We start from the raw sequence: 17012 nt of genomic DNA, 5'->3' as shown, positions 1-17012 counted from the left end.
CCTCTCTGCAGGGGGGGGGGTGGGTTGGACAAAAAAACACCCAAAAAACCCCAGGAGGGGGGGGGGGGGGGGGCGCCCCCCCCCCCCCCGCGCCGCTCAGCAGCGCCCCGGCAGGGGCGCCCCTGCCGGACGGGACGTCCCCACGGCGTCCCACAGCGGCCCGTACACGCAGGAGCCCGTGCCGGGCAGCCGTGCCGAGGCGCGCCGGGCTGCCCAGAGAGGCTCCGGAGGCCGCGGACGAGGCGCCCCGAACGCCGCTCGCGGCGCGGGCCGCCCCGACAAGCGGCTGATCAACTACCCGCGGTCCGACCGGGACGGCTGGAAGCGCTTCGTGCCTTCCTGGAAGTTCGTCTCCGGCACGACGCTGGGCTTCTTCGCGGTGATCATCGCCGGCGCCGGCATCGGTATCGCCATGGTGAGCACGCCGGACCCGAACAAGGCGGCCAAGGCGCAGAACAACGTCTTCTACTGGGCCGACGGCAGCCAGATGGTGGCGACGGGCGGTTCGATGAACCGGCAGATCGTGCCCATCTCGAGCATCCCCCGGTCGATGAGGGACGCCGTGATCGCGGCGGAGAACGAGTCCTTCGAGACGGACAAGGGCGTGGACCCGATGGGCATCGCCCGCGCCGTCTGGAACATGGGCACGGGCGGCTCCACCCAGGGTGGCTCGACCATCACCCAGCAGTACGTGAAGAACACCTACCTCGACTCCGACCAGACGCTCAAGCGGAAGGTCACCGAGCTCTTCATCGCGATAAGGCTGGGTGTCTCCGAGGAGAAGGACACGGTCCTCGCGGGCTACCTCAACACCGCGTATTACGGACGCGACGCCTACGGCATCCAGGCCGCGGCCCGTGCCTACTTCGGCAAGGACAGCCAGGACCTGAACCCCTCCGAGTGCGCGTTCCTGGCCTCCGTGCTCAAGGGTCCCAACCTCTACAACCCGGACGGCGGCATCGGTCCCGCGGCCACCCCCGAACTCAACGAGGACCGGGCCCGCAAGCGCTGGGCCTGGGTGCTGGACCGCCAGGTCGAGGTCGGCCGGATGGACAAGACCGAGCGGGCGAAGTACAAGGACTCGGACTTCCCCGCCCGCGTCGAGTCGGAGCAGGCCCGCGGCATGACCGGCCAGATCGGCTACCTGGTCGACACGGCCAAGGCGTACGTGATGAAGACCAAGGGCATCACCGTCGAGCAGATGGCCCTGGGCGGCTACCGGATCAAGACCACCTTCGAGAAGCCGAGGGTGGACGCCCTGGCCAAGGCCGTGGCGGACGCCCGCGACGGCTTCATCGACGAGAAGAAGCGGCCCGACACCGACACCTTCGTCCAGTTCGGCGGCGCCTCCGTGGACGTCAAGACCGGGGCGCTCGTGGCCCTGTACGGCGGCCCGGGCTGGGACCAGAAGTACTTCAGCAACAACGCCAACACCAGCGGTGTCCCGGTCGGCTCGACCTGGAAGCCGTACGTGCTCGCGGCGGCCATGCAGTACGGCACCCAGAACTCCAACGGCCAGGGCATCTCGGCCGACAGCAAGTACCAGGCCAACGACCTCACGGTGATCAACAACCGTGAGGGCAGGCCGCTGCGCGACGCCAAGGGCAACCCGTTCAAGCAGAAGAACGAGAGCCCGACGGCGTACGGATACGTCACCCTCAACGAGGCGATGGAGAAGTCCATCAACGTCCCGTTCGCCCAGCTGATCTTCGACGTCGGCCACACCAAGGTGCGGGAGCTGGCCAAGTCCACGGGCATCCTCGAGGAGTCGATCAACCCGAACCCGGACGCCTCCTCCGCCCTCGGTACCTCGACCCCCAGCGCCATCCGGATGGCCGACTCGTACGCCACGTTCGCCGCCTCGGGCACGCACCACGAGCCCTACTCGGTGACCGAGGTCGAGAAGGACGGCGAGAGGCTGCCCGGCTTCGAGCCCCCCAAGCCCCAGCGGGCCATGGACAACGCCGTCGCGGACAACATCACCGAGGTCCTGCAGAACGTCGTCAAGAACGGGACCGGCAAGGAGGCCAAGAAGCTCGGCCGGCCCGCCGCGGGCAAGACCGGTACCACGGACGAGAACAAGTCGGCCTGGTTCGTCGGCTACACCCCGGAGCTGTCCACCTCCGTGGTCCTCTTCCGCACCGACCCCAACTCGCAGGACCGGAAGCTGCAGTCCATGAACGGCGTGGGCGCCATCCCGTCCATCCACGGTGGTGACATCCCGGCCGAGATCTGGACCCAGTACATGCGCGACGCGCTCAAGGACGCTCCGATCAAGCAGTTCCCGGAGCCCGAGGACGTCGGCGTCACCGCCGACTCCGCGGGTGCGCCCTCCCCCACGCCGTCGGCTCCCGCTTTGCCGTCCCCGTCCCCGTCGACGACCCCGCCGACCTCCCCGACGCCGTCCCCGACCCCGTCCAAGGGCGGGAAGCCGTCCTGCAAGCCGTGGGAGCTGTACTGCGACCCGGACGACCCCACGCGCGGGACGACCAACGCAGGCACGAACACCGGCACCAGCTCGGGGGTCATCGCCGGCACCCAGGGCGGGGCCAGCGGATCGCCCTCCCCGTCGAACAGCTGCAGACCGGGCCGCCCTTGCGGCACCACCGGAGGTACCGCCGGCACCGTGCCGGACTGACCCGCCCCACCGCCCCGTGAACAGAGGAAGGCCGTCGCACCCTGCGTGCGGCGGCCTTCCCCCGTGTCCGGCTCCGTACGGCAGGATGACCCCCATGACCCAGGTGCACGAGGACCGTCCCGTACTGCCGACGCAGCAGGACGAGGTCGCCGCAGCCGGCAGTGAGCTCATCGGAGGCCCGCTCGGCCGCTACGCCCGGCTCGGCGGCCACTGGCTGGGGCCCGTCCGGGTCGTGGCCCTCCTCGCCATCGGCATGTTCGCGCTCGGCATGGTGCAGAAGCTGCCCTGCTACGACTGGGCGTGGTTCCGGGGAGCGGGCTCGCAGTACACCCACGCTTGCTACTCCGACATCCCGCACCTGTACGCGGTACGCGGCTTCGCCGACAACCTGACGCCCTACTTCGACCGGCTTCCCGGCGACATGGAGTACCTGGAGTACCCGGTGCTCACCGGGCTCTTCATGGAGATCGCCTCCTGGCTGACCCCCGGCAGCGGCTCCATGCAGCACCGCGAGCAGATGTACTGGATGGTCAACGCGGGCATGCTGATGGCCTGCGCGGCGGTCATCGCCGTGTGCGTCGCGCGCACTCATCGCCGCCGGCCCTGGGACGCCCTGCTCTTCGCGCTCGCGCCCGCCTTCGCGCTGACGGCCACGATCAACTGGGACCTGCTCGCCATCGCCCTGACCGCCGCCGGGATGCTCATGTGGTCCCGCGGTCGGACGGTCCTCTTCGGTGTCCTGATCGGCCTGGCCACCGCGGCCAAGCTCTATCCCGTCCTGTTGCTCGGGGTGCTGTTCGTGCTCTGCTGGCGGGCCGGGAAGTGGCGCGCCTTCGGCGCGGCCGTCCTCGGCGCGGCCGGGGCCTGGCTCGTGGTGAACCTGCCCGTCATGCTCTTCGCCTGGGACGGCTGGACGAAGTTCTACACCTTCAGCCAGGAACGGCCCATCGACTTCGGCTCCGTGTGGCTGCTGATCTCGCAGCGCTCCGGCAACCCCCTGGAAGACGCCAACACGTACGCGACGGGGCTGACGCTCCTGCTGTGCGGGGCGATCGGCCTGCTCACCCTGACCGCCCCGCGGCGGCCCCGGTTCGCCCAGCTGGCGTTCCTGGTCGTCGCCGCGTTCATCCTGTGCAACAAGGTCTACTCGCCGCAGTACGTGCTGTGGCTCATCCCGCTCGCCGCGCTGGCCCGGCCGCGCTGGCGGGACTTCCTGATCTGGCAGGCAGGCGAGATCGCCTACTTCCTCGGGATCTGGTTCTACCTCGCCTACACGAGCAGCGGCGACAAGCACCAGGGCCTGCCCGTGGAGGGCTACCAGCTGGCGATCGCCGCCCACCTGCTGGCCACCCTGTACCTGTGCGCGGTCGTGGTCCGGGACATCCTGCTGCCCGAGCGGGACGTCGTACGCCGCGACGGCTCGGACGACCCGTCCGGCGGCGTCCTGGACGGGGCCGAGGACGTGTTCGTGCTGTCGGACGCCGCGAGGGCGCCGCGGTACGCGGCGCCCTCGGAGGGACAGCGGGTCGACTGGGGCCTGGACCCCAAGGACTGACGGGCCGGCTCAGGCGTCGAGCACCCGGTCGAACTGCGTGGTGGTGTGGCGCAGGTGCGCCACGAGCTCGTCGCCGACCTTCGGCTCGGTCGCGTCCGAGGGCACGAACAGGATCGACACCTGCATGTGCGGCGGCTCCGCGAACCAGCGCTGCTTGCCCGCCCACACGAACGGCGACAGGTTCCGGTTGACGGTGGCCAGGCCGGCGCGGGCGACGCCCTTGGCGCGCGGCATCACACCGTGCAGGGCCTTGGGGGCCTCCAGCCCGACCCCGTGCGAGGTACCACCGGCGACGACGACCAGCCAGCCGTCCGACGCGGCCTTCTGCTGGCGGTAGCCGAACCGGTCGCCCTTGGCCACGCGCGTGACGTCGAGGACCGCACCGCGGTACTCGGTCGCCTCGTGGTCGCCCAGCCACAGCCGGGTGCCGATGCGGGCCCGGAAGCGGGTCTGCGGGAACTGCTGCTGGAGCCGTGCCAGCTCCTCGGCCCGCAGGTGGCTGACGAACATGGTGTGCAGCGGCAGCCGGGCCGCGCGCAGCCGGTCCATCCAGCCGATGACCTCCTCGACGGCGTCCGAGCCGTCCGGGCGGTCCAGCGGCAGGTGCAGGGCGAAGCCCTCCAGCCGGACGTCCTCGATGGCCCCGTGCAGCCGGCCCAGATCCTGCTCGGAGATGCCGTGGCGGCGCATCGAGCTCATGCACTCGATGACCACGCGGGCGCCGACCAGACCGCGGACCCCGTCCAGCGAGGACACCGAGCGGATCACCCGGTCCGGCAGCGGCACCGGCTCCTCGCCCCGCCGGAACGGGGTGAGGACGAGCAGGTCGCCGCCGAACCAGTCCTTGATGCTCGCGGCCTCGTACGTCGTGCCGACGGCGAGTACGTCGGCGCCCATGCGGGTCGCCTCCTCGCACAGCCGCTCGTGGCCGAAGCCGTAACCGTTGCCCTTGCAGACCGGGATCATCCCGGGGAACCGGTCCTGGATCTGCTTCTGGTGCGCACGCCAGCGCGCGGTGTCGACGTAGAGCGTGAGCGCCATGGCCCGTCCGGCACCTTTCTCGATAACAGCGGGGGTCAGGGGGTCAGGGAATCAGCGGCGCGACATGTAGATGTCGAGCGCCTTGTGCAGCACCTTGTTGAGCGGGAAGTCCCACTCGCCGACGTACTCGACGGCCTCGCCGCCCGTGCCGACCTTGAACTGGATCAGACCGAACAGGTGGTCGTTCTCGTCCAGCGTGTCAGAGATGCCGCGCAGGTCGTAGACGCTGGCGCCGAGCGCGTAGGAATCGCGCAGCATGCGCCACTGCATCGCGTTCGAGGGCCGGACCTCGCGCTTGTGGTTGGCGGAGGCGCCGTACGAGTACCAGACGTGCTGGCCGACGGTGAGCATCGTGGCGGCGGCCAGCGGCTCCCCCTCGTGCGTGGCGATGTAGAGGCGCATCCGGTTGGGGTCCTCGGCGTTGAGGGCCGTCCACTGGCGCTGGAAGTAGCTGAGCGGGCGCGGGCGGAACTTGTCGCGCTCGGCCGTGATCTCGTACAGGTGCTGCCAGGTCGGCAGGTCGTCGTAGCCGCCCTGGACCACCTCGACGCCGGCCTTCTCGGCCTTCTTGATGTTGCGGCGCCACAGCTGGTTGAAGCCCTTGAGGACGTCGTCGAGCGAGCGGTTGGCGAGCGGCACCTGGAAGACGTAGCGGGGCTGGACGTCGCCGAATCCGGCGCCGCCGTCCTCGGCCTGCTGCCAGCCCATGCGGCGCAGCTTGTCGGACACCTCGAAGGCGCGGGGCTCGATGACCGAGGCCTCCACGTCGCGCAGGCGCTTCACGCCCGGGTCCTGGATGCCGGCCTTGATGGCGGTCGAGTTCCAGCGGCGGATGACGACGGGCGGGCCCATCTTCACGGTGAAGGCGCCCTGCTGCTTGAGGTGGGCCAGCATCGGCTGGAGCCACTCCTCCAGGTTCGGGGCGTACCAGTTGATGACCGGGCCCTCGGGGAGGTAGGCGAGGTATCGCTTCACCTTGGGCAGCTGGCGGTACAGCACGAGGGCGGCACCGACGAGTTCCTCGGACTCGTTGAACCATCCGAGGTTCTCGGAGCGCCACTCGTTCTTCACGTCGGCCCACGCCGGGACCTGGCAGTGGCTAGCCGAGGGCAGGCTCTGGAGGTAACCCAGATGCTGCTCTCGGCTGATGGTCCTCAGGGACAGGCTCATGCGGGGCGTCTCCTCCGGCGGCTTCGCTGGCTATGGCGCGAAGCCTACTGCGACAGGGGCGCCACCCTTCTGGGGGACGGGCCGGAGGCCCGGGCCGGTGCGGAGCCGGCGCCCTGCCGCGGAGGTGCCCCGCCCGGCCCCGTCAGCCGCCGAAGAGGCCGCCGTGGAACATGCCGAGGTAGAAGCCGATGGCAGACGCGCCAAGGCCGATGATCAGCGCGAAGCGCTCGCGTGTCGTGACGGAGACGAACTGTCCGTACGCGCCGCTCAGAATTCCGATCAGCCCGGCCCATGAGCTGAGCAGGTGCAGGTTGTGGAAGAAGGCCGTGACGAACGCCACGGCGCCGAGGGTCAGGGTGACCGCCATCAGGGCGTCCTGCAGCGGGTGGGGCTTGCCGTCGGTGGAGAGCAGGGAGATGGGCTGACGTTGCATGGCCTGTGCCATCGGAAGGCACCTCCTGGCTGACGCAGAGCGGTGCGGCGGGGCGGCCTCCGGCAGGGGCCGGGGGCATAGCACCGAGCACACCCGATGGATACAGATTGGGGCCCCCTCCCGTCGGATTTCAACCGGAAGGAGTCGAGGAGGTAGTCTGTACAGCTGCGCGGTGTCTGCTCTCGGACACCGTGCGCACGCATCACGACCCTCCTGCCACGGAACGACCGTGGCCGCTGAGTCCAAAGGAGGTGGGTTCCACATGCGTCACTACGAAGTGATGGTCATCCTCGACCCCGATCTCGAGGAGCGCGCTGTCTCCCCGCTGATCGAGAACTTCCTTTCCGTCGTCCGTGAGGGCAACGGAAAGGTCGAGAAGGTCGACACCTGGGGCCGTCGTCGTCTCGCTTACGAGATCAAGAAGAAGCCCGAGGGCATCTACTCGGTCATCGACCTTCAGGCCGAGCCTGCGGTCGTCAAGGAGCTTGACCGACAGATGAACCTGAACGAGTCGGTTCTCCGGACCAAGGTCCTTCGCCCCGAGACCCACTGAACTTCGGTTCAGCGGTAATCGGGACCGAGTAGCACAGCAGCCCAGCAGCAATCCCCGCCGAGAGGTTCATCCATGGCAGGCGAGACCGTCATCACGGTCGTCGGCAATCTCGTCGACGACCCCGAGCTGCGCTTCACCCCCTCGGGTGCGGCGGTCGCGAAGTTCCGTGTCGCGTCCACCCCCCGCACCTTCGACCGTCAGACCAATGAGTGGAAGGACGGCGAAAGCCTGTTCCTGACCTGCTCGGTGTGGCGGCAGGCGGCGGAGAACGTCGCCGAGTCCCTCCAGCGAGGCATGCGCGTCATCGTGCAGGGCCGGCTGAGGCAGCGGTCGTACGAGGACCGTGAGGGTGTCAAGCGCACGGTCTACGAGCTGGACGTCGAGGAAGTCGGCCCCAGCCTGAAGAACGCCACGGCCAAGGTCGCCAAGACCACCGGTCGCGGCGGTCAGGGCGGGTACGGCGGCGGTGGCGGCCAGCAGCAGCAGGGTGGCGGCGGTGGCTGGGGCGGAGCCCCCAGCGGCGGCGCCCCGCAGGGCGGCGGAGCTCCCTCCGACGACCCGTGGGCGTCCAGCGCGCCGGCCGGTGGCCAGCAGCAGGGCGGCGGCGGGGGCGGCTGGGGCGGAAGCTCCGGCGGCTCCGGCGGTGGCTACTCGGACGAGCCGCCCTTCTAGGGCAGCTCGCATCCCCACTTCTTGATCACACAGGAGAGACACAATGGCGAAGCCGCCTGTGCGCAAGCCTAAGAAGAAGGTCTGCGCATTCTGCAAGGACAAGACCGCGTACGTGGACTACAAGGACACGAACATGCTGCGGAAGTTCATTTCCGACCGCGGCAAGATCCGTGCCCGCCGCGTTACCGGCAACTGCACGCAGCACCAGCGTGACGTCGCCACGGCCGTGAAGAACAGCCGTGAGATGGCGCTGCTGCCCTACACGTCCACCGCGCGATAAGGAAAGGGTGACCGACTAATGAAGATCATCCTGACCCACGAGGTCTCTGGCCTCGGCACCGCCGGCGATGTCGTCGACGTCAAGGACGGTTACGCTCGCAACTACCTGGTCCCGCGTGGTTTCGCGATCCGCTGGACCAAGGGTGGCGAGAAGGACGTGGCGCAGATCCGCCGCGCCCGCAAGATCCACGAGATCGCGACCATCGAGCAGGCCAACGAGGTCAAGGCCAAGCTCGAGGGCGTGAAGGTGCGTCTGGCCACCCGTGCGGGTGACGCCGGCCGTCTCTTCGGCTCCGTGACCCCCTCCGACATCGCCACGGCGATCGAGGCTTCCGGTGGTCCGAAGGTCGACAAGCGCCGCGTTGAGCTGGGCGCCCCGATCAAGACCCTCGGTTCGTACCAGGTCTCCGTGCGTCTGCACCCCGAGGTCGCCGCGAACGTGGGCATCGAGGTCATCGCCGCCTAAGGGCTGCGCGTGAAGGGCCGCACCCCTCGGGGTGCGGCCCTTCGTCGTTTCCCGATGTTTCACGTGAAACATCGGCGTGGAACGCGCGCTAGCGGGTGGCTCCCGCGATCAGCCAGCGGCCCGAGCGGGCGCGCATCCTGAGGGTGACCATCCGGACCAGCATCATCAGGGTCATGGCCCACCAGAGCGTCGTGATGCCGCCGCCCACGACCGGTACGAGGAGGGCTGCCGGGACGAACGCGGCGAGCGTCAGGAGCATGGCCCGGGCCAGGTAGCGGCCGTCGCCCGCGCCCATGAGGACCCCGTCGAGCACGAAGACGATGCCCGAGACGGGCTGGGAGAGGGCCACGACCAGCAGGGCGGGGAACAGGGCGGCCTCGACCGCCGGATCGCTGGTGAACAGGGGGATGAACACCGGGCGGGCCAGGACGACCAGCAGGCCGAGCACGACGCCCGAGACGATGCCCCACTGCACCATGCGACGGCAGACCGTCCTTGCGCCTTCAGTGTCGCCCGCGCCCAGGTAGCGGCCGATGATCGCCTGTCCGGCGATCGCTATGGCGTCGAGCGCGAAGGCGAGCAGGCTCCACAGGGCGAGCAGGATCTGGTGGGCGGCGATGTCGGCGTCCCCGAGCCGGGCGGCCACGGCTGTCGCGATCATCAGGATGGCGCGCAGGGAAAGGGTGCGAACCAGCAGGGGCGCGCCGGCCTGGGCACAGGCCCGTATGCCCGCGGGGTCCGGGACCAGGGAGGCGCCGTGCCGGCGGGCTCCCCGGACGACCACGACGAGATAGGCGGCCGCCATTGCGCACTGGGCGATGACCGTGCCCCAGGCGGAGCCGGCGATGCCGAGCCCCGCGCCGTAGACGAGGGCCGCGTTCAGGCCCACGTTGAGGGTGAAGCCGCCGACGGCCACGTAGAGCGGGGTGCGGGTGTCCTGGAGGCCGCGGATGACCCCGGTGGCGGCCAGCACCATGAGCATGGGCGGGATGCCGAAGGCCGAGATGCGCAGATAGGTGACGGCGTACGGGGCGACGGTGTCGGAGGCTCCGAAGAGGGAGATCAGCGACGGCGCCGCGGGCAGCACCACGGCGATGACGGCCACGCCGAGCAGGAGGGCGAGCCAGATGCCGTCCATGCCCTGCCGGATGGCTGCCTGCAGGTCGCCCGCGCCGACCCGGCGGGAGACGGCCGCCGTGGTGGCGTACGCGAGGAAGACGAAGACGCTCACGGCGGTGGTGAGCAGAGCGGCCGCGATGCCGAGGCCGGCGAGCTGGGGGGTGCCGAGGTGTCCCACGATGGCGCTGTCGGCCATCACGAACAGGGGCTCGGCGACGAGCGCGCCGAAGGCGGGCACGGCGAGCGCGAATATCTCTCGGTCGTGCCGTCTCGGCCCAGGCTTGGGTGCGGTGAGGGCCTGTGTCATGCGCTCAATCTAATCTTCCACAGGTAATGGATGCAACCCATCTGTGATCCTTACTCTGACGCCGACGTGAACGTTCTTCGCGACTCGTTGGAGGCGATCTTGAGACAGTGGCCAAGATTTTTCTTCCCCGCCGCCTCCAGAAAGGGAAATCGCAGGTCAGGCGGGGTAACAGGGTGGCGCGGGTGATTTTGTCCACAGCGTCGTCCCCCGGTCCGTACACAGCTTCCGAGGGGTTACCCACAGCATTGGCGCCGTCATCCACATCTCATCCACACAGCCTGTGGATAACAAGATTGGCTGACGCCGCTCCCGGCCCTACCGTGGTGCGTTGCCCGACTCGACGACAGCCGACTCGGGTGCCCCATTTGTCAGAGCCGTGTCGTAGAAAGAGTGGCACGGCAAGGTCCGCTTTGCGGACGGGAGGAGGCGGCCCGGTGAGCATGCCCGAGCCCATGGACGACCCCTGGGCCGACAGCGGTCCAGGTGACCGTCTGCCCGCCCGTTCGCGCCGTAACAGTGAAGGCCGCGGCCGCGGAGACGAACAGCACGACCGGGGCCGCGAGGGCGGCTCCTGGGACGCCGGCGGCGGTGGCGGCTTCGAGCGCGTCCCTCCGCAGGACCTCGACGCCGAGCAGTCGGTGCTCGGCGGCATGCTGCTCTCGAAGGACGCCATCGCCGATGTCGTCGAGGTCATCAAGGGCCACGACTTCTACCGGCCCTCGCACGAGACGATCTTCCAGGCCATCCTCGACCTGTACGCCAAGGGCGAGCCGGCCGACCCGATCACCGTCGGCGCGGAGCTGACCCGGCGCGGCGAGATCAGCAAGGTCGGTGGGGCCTCGTACCTGCACACCCTGGTGCAGTCCGTACCGACCGCGGCGAACGCCGAGTACTACGCGGAGATCGTCCACGAGAGGGCCGTCCTGCGCCGCCTGGTCGCCGCCGGCACGAAGATCACGCAGATGGGATATGCGGCCGACGGAGACGTCGACGAGATCGTCAACAGCGCCCAGGCCGAGATCTACGCCGTCACCGAGCAGCGGACCTCCGAGGACTACCTGCCGCTCGGCGACATCATGGAGGGCGCCCTCGACGAGATCGAGGCGATCGGCTCGCGCAGCGGCCAGATGTCGGGCGTTCCCACCGGATTCACTGACCTGGACTCGCTGACCAACGGCCTGCATCCGGGGCAGATGATCGTCATCGCCGCCCGTCCCGCGATGGGCAAGTCCACGCTCGCCCTGGACTTCGCCCGGGCCTGCTCCATCAAGAGCAACCTGCCGAGCGTGATCTTCTCCCTCGAAATGGGGCGCAACGAGATCGCCATGCGCCTGCTCTCGGCGGAGGCCCGGGTGGCGCTGCACCACATGCGCTCCGGCACGATGACGGACGACGACTGGACCCGGCTGGCCCGCCGGATGCCGGACGTCTCCGCCGCCCCGCTCTACATCGACGACTCCCCCAACCTGTCGATGATGGAGATTCGGGCCAAGTGCCGCCGGCTCAAGCAGCGCAACGACCTCTCGCTCGTGGTCATCGACTACCTCCAGCTGATGCAGTCGGGTGGCTCACGCCGTCCCGAGAGCCGTCAGCAGGAGGTCTCGGACATGTCCCGAAACCTCAAGCTGCTGGCGAAGGAGCTCGAGGTCCCCGTGATCGCGCTCTCCCAGCTGAACCGTGGTCCGGAACAGCGCACCGACAAGAAGCCGATGGTCTCCGACCTGCGTGAATCGGGCTCGATCGAGCAGGACGCGGACATGGTGATCCTGCTGCACCGCGAGGACGCGTACGAGAAGGAGTCCCCCCGCGCGGGTGAGGCGGACCTGATCGTGGCCAAGCACCGTAACGGCCCCACGGCCACGATCACCGTGGCCTTCCAGGGCCACTATTCACGCTTCGTGGACATGGCCAACACGTAGCATCCGATTCATGGATGATCTTTCTGAGGACCTGGAACTTCTCCCTGGCACCCGGCGTGCCCTCAGGCACCGGATCGCCGTGGCGCAGAGCGCGGGGCGGGCACCGTCCGTCGTGGCGGCCGTGGTGCGGGGCGGGGAGGTGGTCTGGGAGGGCTCTCGGACCTCGGTCGAAGGGCACGGCCCCGACGGGAACGTCCAGTACCGGATCGGCTCGATCACCAAGACCTTCACGGCAGTTCTGGTGATGCGCCTGCGGGACGAGGGACTGCTGAGTCTCTCGGACCCGCTGGAGAAGCACCTGCCGGGGACGGGAGCCGGCGAGGTGACCGTCGCTCAGCTCCTGGCCCACACCGGCGGGCTGGCGGCGGAGACCCCCGGCGAGTGGTGGGAGCGCACCCCCGGCGCCCTGCGGCCCGAGCTCTCCGACGTCCTGGGTGACGAGCCGTTCGCCCACACCCCGGGACGCCGCCACCACTACTCCAACCCCGGATACACCCTGCTGGGTTCGCTGGTGGAGGCGCTGCGCGGGCAGCCCTGGGAAGAGGCGCTGCGGGCCGAGGTGCTGGCGCCCCTCGGGCTGGACCGTACGAGCGGGCAGCCGCAAGCCCCGCACGCGGGCGGCTGGGCGGTGCACCCGTGGGCGGACCTGATGATGCCCGAGCCGCTGGAGGATCTGGGGCTGATGGCTCCGGCCGGACAGCTGTGGTCGACGACCACGGACCTGGCGCGGTTCGCCGACTTCCTGCTGCGCGGTGACGAGCGGGTCCTGAGCGCGGAGTCCGTACGGGAGATGCGCACGCCGGCGGCGCCGCCGGAGCCCGGTTTCGCCGATCTCGGCTACGGGCTGGGCATGCAGCTGACGGCCGACGGCGACCGGAGGCTCGCGGGCCACAGCGGATCGCTGCCCGGCTTCGTCGCGGGCCTGTGGCTGAGCGAGGCGGACGACGTGGCGGCGGTGGTGCTGGCGAACTGCACCTCGGGGCTTCCGGCGGCGACGGTGGCGGCGGAACTCGTCGGGATCGTGGCCGACGCCGAGCCGCGGTTCCCGAAGCCGTGGCGGCCCTTCCCGGAGTCGGACCGGGTGCCGCTGGAGCTGTGCGGCCCCTGGTACTGGGGGACTTCGGCGCAGGTGGTGCGGCTGACGGCGGACGGGCTGCTGGAGCTGGGCCCGGTGGGCGGATCCGGGCGCACGGCCCGGTTCCGGGCCGGCCCGGACGGCACCTGGACCGGACTGTCCGGCTACTACGCCGGTGAGACGCTGCGGGCGGTGCGCCGGGAGGACGGCTCGGTGAGCCACCTCGATCTGGCGTCCTTCGTCTTCACGCGCGAACCGTACGACGCCCAGGCCCCGGTGCCCGGCGGGGTCGACCCGCAGGGCTGGCGGGGCATCGGCTGACGGCCCGGGGCCCGGCCGCCGGGCTAGGGTTCCGTTCAGGCGACGAGTTCGCGTTCCAGCGGGGTGCGGAACCGCGGGGTGATGCGGGCCTCGCCCACCCATGCGGCGAGGCGGGCGGCCTCGGCGGTGATCGCCTCCTCGGCGGCGCGGCCGGGGCTGCCCGGCAGCCGCCAGACGATCTCGCCGTCGGAACGCTGGGCCCAGCCGCCGACGATCTCGCCGTTCCACCACACGGTGGGGCCGATGTTGCCGGCGTAGTCGAAGAGCGCGGGCTTGTGGGCGGGGTCGAGGTGGAAGCCGCGGTCGGCCCAGCCCATGCCGGTGGGGTCGAGGCCGGGCAGCAGCGCCGCCCAGGGCTCCGTGGCCGGTTCGGGCGCGGTGTCCCCGGGGCCGACGAGAGCGGTGCTGCCGTCCTCGAGGCGGACCTGGTCCGGGCCCACGGCCGCGAGTGCCCTGCGTACGTCCGTGAGCGTCCAGCCCGTCCACCACTTGAGGTCGGCCTCGGTGGCGGGGCCGTAGGCGTGGAGCCAGCGCCGGGCGATCTCCGCGCGGGCCTCGGCGGCGGGTACGGCGGGCCACGGATCGGTGTGCACCCAGCGGTACTGGCTGGAGATCCACGACCCGCGGGGGCGGCCGCGCCTGATCCGGCCGTCGGCGGCCAGCAGCCGGATGACACGGGTGGCGACGCCGGTCTCCGTCTCGTACTTCTTGCCCCGGCCGATGGTGATCTTCTGCCGCAGTGCGGGCACGGCGGCCGACAACTGGCTTCCGGTGGACGGCCCGTGGACGTCGAGGGCGTCGAGCGCGGCGGCCTCCGCCTGGGCCAGCCACTGCGCGTCGAGTCCCTGACCGTCCTCGTCGAGGTGCTTGAGGAGGGTGCGGCGCTCCTTGACGGCGATGGCCCGCGCGGACGAGGCGTCGACGTACGGGGCGAGTTCCGCCGAGACCGCGAAGAGCGTGTTGCGCATGCTGAGCAGCCGCACGAGGCTGACGTCCTCGTAGAGCGCCTGCTCGACCAGACCGGGACCGCCTTCGGCGAGCCGGGCGCGGGCGGAGAGGAAGATCGTCGAGGCGTCGGTGGCGTGTAGCGCGACCACGGAGTCCGCCGCCTCCACCACCGTGGCGGCCCGGGCCGACGGAGCGAGGCGATGGCGCCGGCCGAGCCGGTGGCGGCGCTCGGCGGTGGTGACGAGGGGCAGGCTGGGGCTCATCCTCCCGATCGTAGGCCGGGCCGCCGACAGCGCGGCCCGGCCCGCGGCCCGGGCGGCTCAGAGCTGCAGCTTGAACCCGACGTGGGAAGCGGTGAATCCGAGCCGCTCGTAGAAGCGGTGGGCGTCGGTGCGGGTCACGTCCGAGGTCAGTTGGACGAGCGAGCAGCCCTCGGCACGGGACTTCTCCACCGCCCACTCGATGAACCGGGTGCCCAGGCCGCCGCCGCGCTCGTCCGCGTGGACACGGACGCCCTCGATGATGGAGCGGGTGGCCCCCTTGCGGGAGAGACCGGGGACGATCGTCAGCTGGAGGGTGCCCACGACGCGGTCCGCGCGGACGGCGACGACCAGGTGCTGGTTCGGGTCTCCGGCGAGGCGCCGCAGGGCCGCGCGGTACGGGGTGAGGTCCTCGGGGGACTCGCGGGTCGCGCCCAGCGGGTCGTCGGCCAGCATGGCGACGATGGCGGGCAGATCGGCTTCGGTCGCGGGCCGGATGGCCGTGTCGGGGGTGTCGGTCATGAGGGGGGTGTTTCCTCTCTCAGCCCGCTGCCACGGTCAGCGGAGCCCAGCGGCGGGTCCAGTCGCCGGGCAGCCCGGGGATGTCACGGGTCATCACGGCGTTGAAGGCCACGGAGCCGAGACCGCGGTCCTTGAGCCAGGCGATGAGCTCCTCGTGCCGCACGTCGACATCGGTGCGCAGCGTCCGGTCCGTACCCGCGGCGAGCGCGGTGACCAGCGACTGGGCGGTGCCGGTGTCCTTGGCGATCAGCGGGCCGATGACATGGGTGTCCATGTTGGGCCAGGCGGCCGCGTAGCCGGTGAGGGTGCCGTCTCCGCTGCGGTCCTCGGCGACGATCAACTGGTCGGCGAAGGCGGGCAGTCTGGTGATCATGTGCGTGCGGTCGGTGCCGAAGACCTCGGCGTCCAGACGCAGGATGCCCGGGAGGTCTCCGGCGGTGGCGGGCCGGACCAGGGGGGTGCCGTACGCGCCGGGGGTGCCCTCGGGCCGGAAGGTGCCCTTCAGCATCTCGGTGCGGCCCGTGGTCTTGAAACCGAGCTCCTCGTACAGGGGGCGGCCGTACGGAGTGGCGTGCAGGGTGAGGGGAACACCCTTGAGTACGTCGTCGCAGACGTGGATCATCAGGCGCCGGCCGAGGCCCTGACGGGCGTAGCGGTCGGCCACGAGGACCATGCCGATGGCGGCCAGTTCCGGGCCGGTGCCGGTGTGGCCGTACTCGGTGACGATGCACGCGGCCGCGAGTCCCCGGCCGTCCGGGGCGTCGACGCCGTACCCCGTTCCGGCAGCCAGGAGCAGACCCCACTTGTGGTCCTCGCGGAGCCAGCCGCGATCTTCGGACAGGTCGGCGCAGCGGTGGAGATCGTCCACGGTCAGCGCCCGGATCGGCAGATCGGTGATGTGTGGTGGTGTCACCGCCCCAGACTGGATCATGGACTGGGAGTCGTCCAGAGGATTTGGGGCGAGATGTTTCACGTGAAACGGGAGAGGAAAACACGCTGTTTCACGTGAAACCAAGCCACTAATCTCGATGGCTATGACTCGCCTGCACCTCTTCGACCTCGACGGCACGCTGATGTACGGCTCGTCCGCGCCGGTCGAGATCTCCCGCCAGCTCGGACTGAGTACCGAGATCGCCGCGCTGGAACGGGCCTTCGGCGCGCGTGAGATCGGGCCGCACCAGTTCTCGATGGCCGTCCACACGCTCTGGGCCGAGCTCACGCCCGCGCATGTCCGGGCGGCCTTCGACGGGTCCCCCTGGCTCGCGGGTATCCGGGACGTCTGGCAGGAGATCCGGGAGCGCGGGGACTATTGCGCGGTGATCTCCCTGTCGCCGTCCTTCTTCGTGGAATTGCTGCTGGAGTGGGGCGCGCACACCGCGCACGGTTCGGTCTTCCCGGAGGTGCCGTTCACCCGGCCCGTGGAGGCCGCGGGGCTCCTCACGCCCGAGGGCAAGGTCACGGTGGCGGACCGGCTGTGCGAGCAGTTCGGCGTGAGCCGGGACGACTGCGTCGCGTACGGGGACTCGGTGACCGACTCGGTGCTCTTCGACGTGGTGCCGGTGTCGGTGGCGGTCAATGCACGGCCCTATCTGGCGGAGCGCGCGACCCATGTCTACCAGGGCCGGGACCTGCGGGAGGCATACCGGCTCCTGGGGGTGGCACGCCCGGGAGTTCAGGCATCTTAGGAGGAAAGTGGGTTCGAAACGCGGATTTTCCGCATTTCCCCACCGGCCT

At 70.2% G+C, this 17012-nt stretch carries 16 protein-coding genes; 9 read left to right on the top strand and 7 right to left on the bottom strand.

Annotated elements, in window-relative coordinates:
• Positions 1–331 precede the first annotated feature (331 nt).
• Positions 332–2638, top strand: a complete 2307-nt coding sequence (locus ACZ4VT_RS02960) for a transglycosylase domain-containing protein (RefSeq protein WP_467946045.1) — start codon at positions 332–334, stop codon at positions 2636–2638.
• A gap of 94 nt (positions 2639–2732) precedes the next feature.
• Entirely contained in the window at positions 2733–4193 is a 1461-nt protein-coding gene (locus ACZ4VT_RS02955) for a glycosyltransferase family 87 protein (RefSeq protein WP_467946043.1), read from the top strand.
• 9 nt (positions 4194–4202) lie between these two features.
• Here the strand turns inward: ACZ4VT_RS02955 and ACZ4VT_RS02950 are convergent, their stop codons facing one another.
• The 3 genes from ACZ4VT_RS02950 to ACZ4VT_RS02940 all read right to left on the bottom strand — a co-directional run bounded on the left by ACZ4VT_RS02950 (position 4203) and on the right by ACZ4VT_RS02940 (position 6849).
• Positions 4203–5234 (bottom strand): alanine racemase, encoded by a 1032-nt coding sequence (locus tag ACZ4VT_RS02950; protein WP_467946042.1) that lies wholly within the window; start codon positions 5232–5234, stop codon positions 4203–4205.
• A gap of 51 nt (positions 5235–5285) precedes the next feature.
• Positions 5286–6404, bottom strand: a complete 1119-nt coding sequence (locus ACZ4VT_RS02945; protein ID WP_351290127.1) for a lipid II:glycine glycyltransferase FemX — start codon at positions 6402–6404, stop codon at positions 5286–5288.
• A 142-nt stretch (positions 6405–6546) separates the two neighbouring features.
• The gene (locus ACZ4VT_RS02940) at positions 6547–6849 is read right to left on the bottom strand and encodes a hypothetical protein (protein WP_467946039.1); all 303 of its coding nucleotides are present in this window, start codon (positions 6847–6849) and stop codon (positions 6547–6549) included.
• Between the two features lie 250 nt (positions 6850–7099).
• Here ACZ4VT_RS02940 and rpsF point away from each other — a divergent pair, with 250 nt between their 5' ends.
• The 4 genes from rpsF (at position 7100) to rplI (ending at position 8807) form a co-directional block, all read left to right on the top strand.
• Positions 7100–7390 (top strand): 30S ribosomal protein S6, encoded by a 291-nt coding sequence (gene rpsF, locus ACZ4VT_RS02935; protein ID WP_004950685.1) that lies wholly within the window; start codon positions 7100–7102, stop codon positions 7388–7390.
• A gap of 72 nt (positions 7391–7462) precedes the next feature.
• Positions 7463–8062: a single-stranded DNA-binding protein gene (locus ACZ4VT_RS02930; protein ID WP_362811645.1), complete on the top strand. Its 600-nt coding sequence runs from the start codon at positions 7463–7465 to the stop codon at positions 8060–8062.
• 43 nt (positions 8063–8105) lie between these two features.
• A complete protein-coding gene (gene rpsR / locus ACZ4VT_RS02925) occupies positions 8106–8342 on the top strand; it encodes a 30S ribosomal protein S18 (protein ID WP_005315025.1) in 237 nt (78 codons plus the stop codon).
• A gap of 18 nt (positions 8343–8360) precedes the next feature.
• A complete protein-coding gene (gene rplI / locus ACZ4VT_RS02920) occupies positions 8361–8807 on the top strand; it encodes a 50S ribosomal protein L9 (protein WP_467946037.1) in 447 nt (148 codons plus the stop codon).
• Positions 8808–8895: 88 nt separating this feature from the next.
• Here rplI and ACZ4VT_RS02915 read toward each other — a convergent pair whose 3' ends face one another.
• A complete protein-coding gene (locus ACZ4VT_RS02915; RefSeq protein WP_467946035.1) occupies positions 8896–10233 on the bottom strand; it encodes an MATE family efflux transporter in 1338 nt (445 codons plus the stop codon).
• 452 nt (positions 10234–10685) lie between these two features.
• Between ACZ4VT_RS02915 and dnaB the strand changes: the two genes are divergently transcribed.
• Together dnaB and ACZ4VT_RS02905 are read left to right on the top strand one after the other, a co-directional pair.
• Complete coding sequence (gene dnaB / locus ACZ4VT_RS02910) at positions 10686–12152, top strand: replicative DNA helicase (protein ID WP_362811727.1); 1467 nt, start codon at positions 10686–10688, stop codon at positions 12150–12152.
• A 10-nt stretch (positions 12153–12162) separates the two neighbouring features.
• Positions 12163–13548, top strand: coding sequence for a serine hydrolase domain-containing protein (locus ACZ4VT_RS02905; RefSeq protein WP_467946033.1), 1386 nt, complete (start codon positions 12163–12165; stop codon positions 13546–13548).
• A 35-nt stretch (positions 13549–13583) separates the two neighbouring features.
• Here ACZ4VT_RS02905 and ACZ4VT_RS02900 read toward each other — a convergent pair whose 3' ends face one another.
• Genes ACZ4VT_RS02900 through ACZ4VT_RS02890 form a run of 3 tightly spaced genes read right to left on the bottom strand, consistent with a single transcriptional unit; the run spans position 13584 to position 16209 of the window.
• The gene (locus ACZ4VT_RS02900) at positions 13584–14759 is read right to left on the bottom strand and encodes a winged helix DNA-binding domain-containing protein (protein WP_467946031.1); all 1176 of its coding nucleotides are present in this window, start codon (positions 14757–14759) and stop codon (positions 13584–13586) included.
• A gap of 57 nt (positions 14760–14816) precedes the next feature.
• Positions 14817–15278: a GNAT family N-acetyltransferase gene (locus tag ACZ4VT_RS02895; RefSeq protein ID WP_467946029.1), complete on the bottom strand. Its 462-nt coding sequence runs from the start codon at positions 15276–15278 to the stop codon at positions 14817–14819.
• A 19-nt stretch (positions 15279–15297) separates the two neighbouring features.
• Complete coding sequence (locus tag ACZ4VT_RS02890) at positions 15298–16209, bottom strand: GNAT family N-acetyltransferase (RefSeq protein WP_467946027.1); 912 nt, start codon at positions 16207–16209, stop codon at positions 15298–15300.
• 103 nt (positions 16210–16312) lie between these two features.
• On the opposite strand from ACZ4VT_RS02890, the gene ACZ4VT_RS02885 reads away from it, so the two are divergent.
• A complete protein-coding gene (locus ACZ4VT_RS02885) occupies positions 16313–16963 on the top strand; it encodes an HAD family hydrolase (RefSeq protein ID WP_467946420.1) in 651 nt (216 codons plus the stop codon).
• The last annotated feature ends 49 nt before the right edge of the window (positions 16964–17012 follow it).

The organism is Streptomyces sp. NPDC029164 (assembly GCF_055563995.1).
Note: the sequence above shows the minus strand (reverse complement) of the source record. Positions and strands in the feature narration are given on the sequence as shown.